The following is a 5,832-nucleotide window of genomic DNA, read 5'->3' as shown; positions in this document are numbered from 1 at the left end:
GGTTTCAACCATCTCACTCTCTCTCCATGTTTAGCGGAAAATGGCAGGCGAAGAGATGGTTCCTGGCCCCGGTCAGGCGCGGGGTTTCGATACACTCCCGCTGGGCGTAGGGACAGCGCGGCCCCAGGCGGCAGCCGATGGGCAACGATTCCAGCAGCGGAATGGCCCCCGGCAGCGTGTTCAGGCGGCTTTTGTGCGGCATCGGACTGCCAAAATCGGGAATGGCGCGGATCAGCGCCTGGGTATAAGGGTGGTGCGGCACGGTCACCAAATCTTCGCTGAGCGCACTTTCTACCGTCTGCCCGCAGTACATAACGTTAATTTTGTCCGCCCAGTGGCTGAGCATCTGCAGATCGTGGCTTATCAGCAAAATGGTGGTGTTGTTATTCTGGTTGAGACGCGACAGCAGGCGGAATATTTGTGCCTGGGTGGTCGGCTCCATCGCGTTAGTCGGCTCGTCGGCAATCAGCAGGCGCGGCTTATTGGCCAGCGCAATAGCAATCATCACCTTCTGGCATTCCCCTTCGGTCAGCTCGTAGGGGAAGCTGCGCAGAATATCTCGGTGGTCTTTAATGCCGACGCGGTGCAGCAGTTCAATGGCGCGGCGCTTGCGCCAGCCAAAGCGTTGCCACCAGCGGCCTTTATAGGTCCAGCCGGGGATACTTTGCAGCAGTTGGCGCTTGATGCGCTCGGAGGGATCGAGGCAGGACTGCGGCTCCTGAAAAATCATCGATACATTGTGGCCCACCAGCTTGCGGCGCTCGCGATTCGAAAGACGCAGCAGGTCAACATCGTCAAAGCGCATGCGGTCAGCGGTGATCCGCCAGTTATCTTTGGTCACCCCGCAGATTGCTTTTGCGATAAGGCTCTTGCCCGATCCCGATTCGCCCACCAGACCGCGGATTTCCCCCTCGTTCAGGGTCATGCTCACGCGGTCTACGGCTTTAACCCAGCCGCCGCTGGTGCGAAATTCGATGGTCAGATTGCGGATATCCAGTAGCGGCATTATTGCACCCCGGCATCGATGGCGCGGCGAATCCCGTCGCCGAGCAGGTTAATAAACAGCACGCTTATCATGATTGCCCCGCCGGGCAGCATCACGGTCCAGGGCGCAACGTAGATAAGCTCCAGCGCGTCACCCAGCATCGCGCCCCATTCCGGCGAGGGGAGCTGGGCACCGAGATCGAGAAAGCCCAGCGCGGCGATGTCGAGGATCGCCATCGACAGGGCGCGGGTGATTTCCGTCACCGTTCCGGCTGCAATATTCGGCATAATCGCAAACCACAAAATATTCAGCGTGGTCGCCCCGTCCAGGCGCGCAGCGACCACGTAATCCTTCTCCAGCTCGTCATGAACCATGCTGTATACCGAACGCACCATGCGCGGCAGCAGCGCCAGCCAGACCGCAAACATTGCGTGGCCGAGCTGTGGCCCGGCAAACGCCACCACGATAATAGCCAGCAGCAGGGAGGGAATAGACAGCAGCGTATCCAGAATATGGTTAAGTACTGCCGAGCGCAGCCCGTGGGACGCGCCGGCGACGACGCCAAGCACCAGTCCGCAGACCGTCGCCGCGAAAGTGACCAGAAACGCGCCGCCCACGGTAGGGGCGGCGCCGCTCAGCAGGCGGCTCAGCACGTCGCGGCCCAGATCGTCAGTGCCGAGGAAGAATGAAACCTCCCCGTAGCGCGACCAGGAAGGCGGCAGCAGCTGGTAGCCGAGGAACTGCTGATCGATACCGTAAGGCGCGAACCAGCCGCCCAAAACGCACAGCAGCACCAGCGCGGCGCAACCGTACAGGCCGATCATCGCCACCGCATCGCCATAGAATTTCCGCCATACGGTGCGAATAACGCCCGCCGGGCGCTTCTCCTGATAGACGCTATCGTAAGGCATAAGAGTCCGTTTTATTGTTGTTGAACATGATTTACTTCTTTTGCTTTTTTCACTTGTATAAACAGTGGCTTACGTTTTTTAAAGCTGTTTAATCTTAATCATTGTGTGGATTTTTCATATACCGACTTTGTAGGCACTGCTGTGCATATCTTCTCGCGGAGTGTAAACATCGCTCAGAGACAAAATCGAGGTTATTACCGCTACACACATACCGAGCGTACGGCTCTAAACTTCCGGCAGTATAACATTCTTTTACTGCGACAGATGGGATGGCAAGGCCGCCTAACTCACGATCGGCGATTATCCAACCGTATCACTGACGTCTGCAAGGGAACGTTAGATACTGCTGCAGATCGTGGCGTATCGCGCGCTTAGACCCGCGGCAGCAGAGGCTGCTTGAGAAGCAGAAAATAAAGGGCCCGCGGACAGTAATTTATGCGTTCATTTTATGGTGGAGGCTTTACTGCTCGAATAAATAGCACGATGTCTGGCAGGGGGCATCTAAATTATCCCCAGAAAGTGAGAGTATTTAGTATTTTTTTTGGGACTATATACTTTTCAGTAATAACGCTATTATTAATGTGTTTTTGCTGGCGGGGTCTTTATAAGGTTATATAAATTGAAAGGGTGATTTCAATGAGTTAAATAGAGGTGTGCAGGATATAAGATGGATACCGAATGTTTTGTCAGGAGTTGATTGTAAAGGAATGTGTTTTATCAGTTTACAAATCATTTTTACCTCTTAAACTAAAATTATAGAATTGTGATAATGCCATGCATTTGGTCTACCTTTTATATAGTTACTGCCTTTGAGAAATGTTTTTTATTTTGGGTTTTAATATGTCGTTTGGCTATATTGTATATGCGAATCAATAAATTTCCTTGCTTTTATTATGCTTAAAAGATGGGACTTAATTACATTCACAAGCCACAAGCCACAAGCCACAAGCCACAAGCCACAACTCATTGAAATGGGGATCTAATGTTAAAATCAACGATGCAACGAATCGCACTTTCAACTTCTGCTCTATCTGTAGCCAGTCTTTTATTCACAAGCTTAAGTTCGTTTGCAGCGCCGCCACCCTCTGGAAAAATGTGGGCAGGTTCGACTTATTTCAACTGGATTATTACTCAACAACAGGATGGTTCAGCAGCACCAGCCTCAGTGTCTGAACTCACGTTTCCTTTTACGATTAATGATTCAACAGCCAGATCTACCGGTGTTTATCTTGCACAACAATATTATTTTGAAAATCAGGCTAATGGCGGCTATCTGGGCTTGCAACCACAAAATGATGCAGGCGGTAAACAACGCATTCGTGCTGTTTTTTCAAGTTTTATTCCTGGCTCGGTGTCAACAGACAAGAATTGTTCTTCAGGGGCTGATGGCGGTGCTGGCGTGAGCTGTGGCGTTATATTCGAAACGAATTACGGAAGTACTTATAATATTACCATTCGTCAGACGAGCGAAGATGAATGGTCTGGGGATCTTGTTGATAGTTCAACGGGTAAAACCGTCCACGTCGGAAGTTATCAATTACCTGCAAAAAGTGGTGGATTGAAACTTTCTGGTTCTGGATTCGTTGAATACTTCTCAGGTAACCCTGAGTGGACCACATCAAGTTGTGGCGATCTGTTAAAAATATCAGGCGTTATCGGTCCGGTTTACACCAGCCAAAATGGTGGAGCAATTGGTGTTATTGATGCTCCTTACGAGCAGGATAGTGAAGGTGGGACTGTTTGCCGCAGCCCTGATAGCGGCTTTAGTTCTTCTCCTCAGAACTTTGACATTAATCTTAATGGGAACACCGTTGCCGCGACGGGGCGAACTATTGAGCGTGGTTTCACCTCTGGCGTCTGATCATTACGTTAAATACTGATTAGAGTAACGTGCTATTACAACAGGTACCTTTTAGTGTGCCTGTTGTAACATGCTCGCAAGAAGGAATGGTGACCATGAACGCCGGCGGTAACAGGAAAGTGCTCCGGCTTTCATACTTGAACCATGAAAACCCGGAGCTGACGTCCAAAAAAACGCTACATTAATGCCCTCGCAATAATAAAATTGCATTTTTTTATGTAGCAACCTCTATCGCAGGGCATACCATTCCTTATGCTTCAGCGGGTTAGCCATTGCACCCAAAATATCAGAAATCACGTTGATAATGATGACCAGCGCGCCGATCACCATCACGCCCGCCGAAATAGCCGCGTAGTCCTGCTGGCGGATGGCGTTGATGATCCAGCGCCCGAGGCCCGGCCAGTTAAATACCATTTCGGTGATCATCGCCAGCGTCAGCATGGTGGAGAACTGCAGGCCGAGGCGCGGAATAACCGGCGGCAGGGCGTTGTGCAGTACGTGGCGGCGCAAAATCGTCAGGCGTGAGATCCCGCGGGTAGCGGCCGCTTTCACATAATTGGTGTCGTATACCTCAATGGTGCTGAGGCGCATCAGGCGAATCACTTCGGTGGTGGGCGCCACTGCCAGAGTCAGCACCGGCAGCACCATGTGCTGCAGCACGCTGACGATCATCTCGGTGCGCCAGGGCGAGTGAGAAAGCCAGGCGTCAATCAGCGCAAAGCCGGTGACTTTTTTCACTTCGTACAGCAGATCGTAACGCCCGGAAACCGGCAGCCAGCCCAGAGTTAACGAGAAAAACAGCGTCAGCAGCAGCGCCAGCCAGAATACCGGCACGGAAAAACCCACCAGGGCAATGGCGCTGATGAGCTTATCCTGCCACTTATAGCGGCTGATGCCCGCCAGCATCCCCACCGGAATCCCCACCAGCAGTGCGAAACCAAATGCAAGGATGCACAGTTCCATGGTGGCGGGAAAAACCTCCCTGAGCTGTTCAGAGATCGGCTGTCCGTTAATGCTGGAGACGCCAAAATCCCAGTGCAGCAGCCCTTCAAACCAGAACAGCCAGGCGTTGATCACCGAGGCGCCCTGCAGCGGGGCGTGCGGCGTGAAATAGCTCAGGCTGAAGGCGACAAAGGTCAGAAAAAAGAGCGTTACCAGCAGCAGCAGCAGGCGGCGCAGGGTAAAGATAATCATGGTTTTTTCACCTCGTCCGGCAGTTCGCGCGACACGCCTGCAAAAGAGGAGTTGCCAAACGGGCTCAGCACCAGACCTTTCATGTCGTAACGGTAGGCCTGCAGGCGCAGGGATGACGCCAGCGGCAGCACCGGCAGCTCGCGGGAAAGAATATGCTGCGCTTCGCTGTAGGCCTCGACGCGTGAGGCGAGCTGCTGGGACAGCAGCGCTTTTTGCAGCACTGCGTCAAATTCCGGATTACACCAGTGGGCGTAGTTGGTCTGCGAGCCGATGGCGGCGCAGCTCAGCAGCGGCCGGAAGAAGCTATCCGGATCGTTACTGTCCGTCGCCCAGCCGGTGAGGGTCAAATCGTGATTCATGGCATTGAGCCTTGCTTCCTGGAAGCGGCCTTCTACCGGCACGATAATCACCTTCACGCCAACCTGCGCCATATCAGCCTGGATCAGCTCGGCGGTTTTCAGCGGACTGGGGTTCCAGGCCTGGGAGCTGCTCGGCACCCACAAGTGCAGCGTCAGATTTTCAATGCCCAGCGCTTTAAGCTGCTGGCGGGATTTCTGCGGGTTGTACTCGGTAATTTTGGCTTCGTTATCGTAAGCCCACGAGGCCCGCGGCAGAATTGAGGCCGCGGTTTCCGCGGTACCGTAATAGATGGACTGCATCAGGCGCTGGTTGTTGATCGCCAGCGACAGCGCGTGGCGCACCTGCGGGTTATTCAGCGGCGGTTTGTCGGTGTTAAACGCCAGATAGGCGATATTCATCCCCGGACGCAGAGTCAGGCGCAGGCGCGGATCGTCGCGCAATATGGTGAGCTGGCTGGCGGCGGGCCAGGCCAGCACGTCGCACTCGCCGGTCAGCAGCTTCGAGAGCCGGCCGGTACCGCC

5 protein-coding genes are annotated in these 5,832 nt (G+C 53.6%); 1 reads left to right on the top strand and 4 read right to left on the bottom strand.

What is annotated here, in order from left to right; all coding sequences use genetic code 11:
- Positions 1-13: 13 nt before the first annotated feature.
- Both sapD and sapC read right to left on the bottom strand, forming a co-directional pair.
- The gene (gene sapD, locus QZ766_RS01970) at positions 14-1,006 is read right to left on the bottom strand and encodes a putrescine export ABC transporter ATP-binding protein SapD (protein ID WP_297196696.1); all 993 of its coding nucleotides are present in this window, start codon (positions 1,004-1,006) and stop codon (positions 14-16) included.
- Positions 1,006-1,896, bottom strand: a complete 891-nt coding sequence (sapC, locus tag QZ766_RS01965; RefSeq protein WP_297196694.1) for a putrescine export ABC transporter permease SapC — start codon at positions 1,894-1,896, stop codon at positions 1,006-1,008. The genes sapD and sapC overlap by 1 nt, the downstream gene beginning before the upstream one ends.
- Positions 1,897-2,878: 982 nt before the next feature.
- Here sapC and QZ766_RS01960 point away from each other — a divergent pair.
- Complete coding sequence (locus QZ766_RS01960) at positions 2,879-3,757, top strand: hypothetical protein (protein WP_297196692.1); 879 nt, start codon at positions 2,879-2,881, stop codon at positions 3,755-3,757.
- 228 nt (positions 3,758-3,985) lie between these two features.
- Here the strand turns inward: QZ766_RS01960 and sapB are convergent, their stop codons facing one another.
- A complete protein-coding gene (gene sapB / locus QZ766_RS01955; RefSeq protein WP_297196690.1) occupies positions 3,986-4,951 on the bottom strand; it encodes a putrescine export ABC transporter permease SapB in 966 nt (321 codons plus the stop codon).
- Positions 4,948-5,832: ABC transporter substrate-binding protein SapA (gene sapA / locus QZ766_RS01950; RefSeq protein ID WP_297196688.1), on the bottom strand; the 885-nt coding region annotated here is incomplete at its 5' end. The genes sapA and sapB, both read right to left, overlap by 4 nt.

This window comes from uncultured Pluralibacter sp. (assembly GCF_913775985.1).
GTDB lineage: Bacteria > Pseudomonadota > Gammaproteobacteria > Enterobacterales > Enterobacteriaceae > Pluralibacter.
The sequence above is the reverse complement of the archived record's forward strand: the minus strand, read 5'-3'. Positions and strand labels throughout refer to the sequence as shown.

Coding starts and splice junctions, on each gene's coding strand:
- sapD (WP_297196696.1), bottom strand. CDS start 1,006: ATGCCGCTACTGGATATCCGCAATCTGACCATCGAATTTCGCACCAGC.
- sapC (WP_297196694.1), bottom strand. CDS start 1,896: ATGCCTTACGATAGCGTCTATCAGGAGAAGCGCCCGGCGGGCGTTATT.
- QZ766_RS01960 (WP_297196692.1), top strand. CDS start 2,879: ATGTTAAAATCAACGATGCAACGAATCGCACTTTCAACTTCTGCTCTA.
- sapB (WP_297196690.1), bottom strand. CDS start 4,951: ATGATTATCTTTACCCTGCGCCGCCTGCTGCTGCTGCTGGTAACGCTC.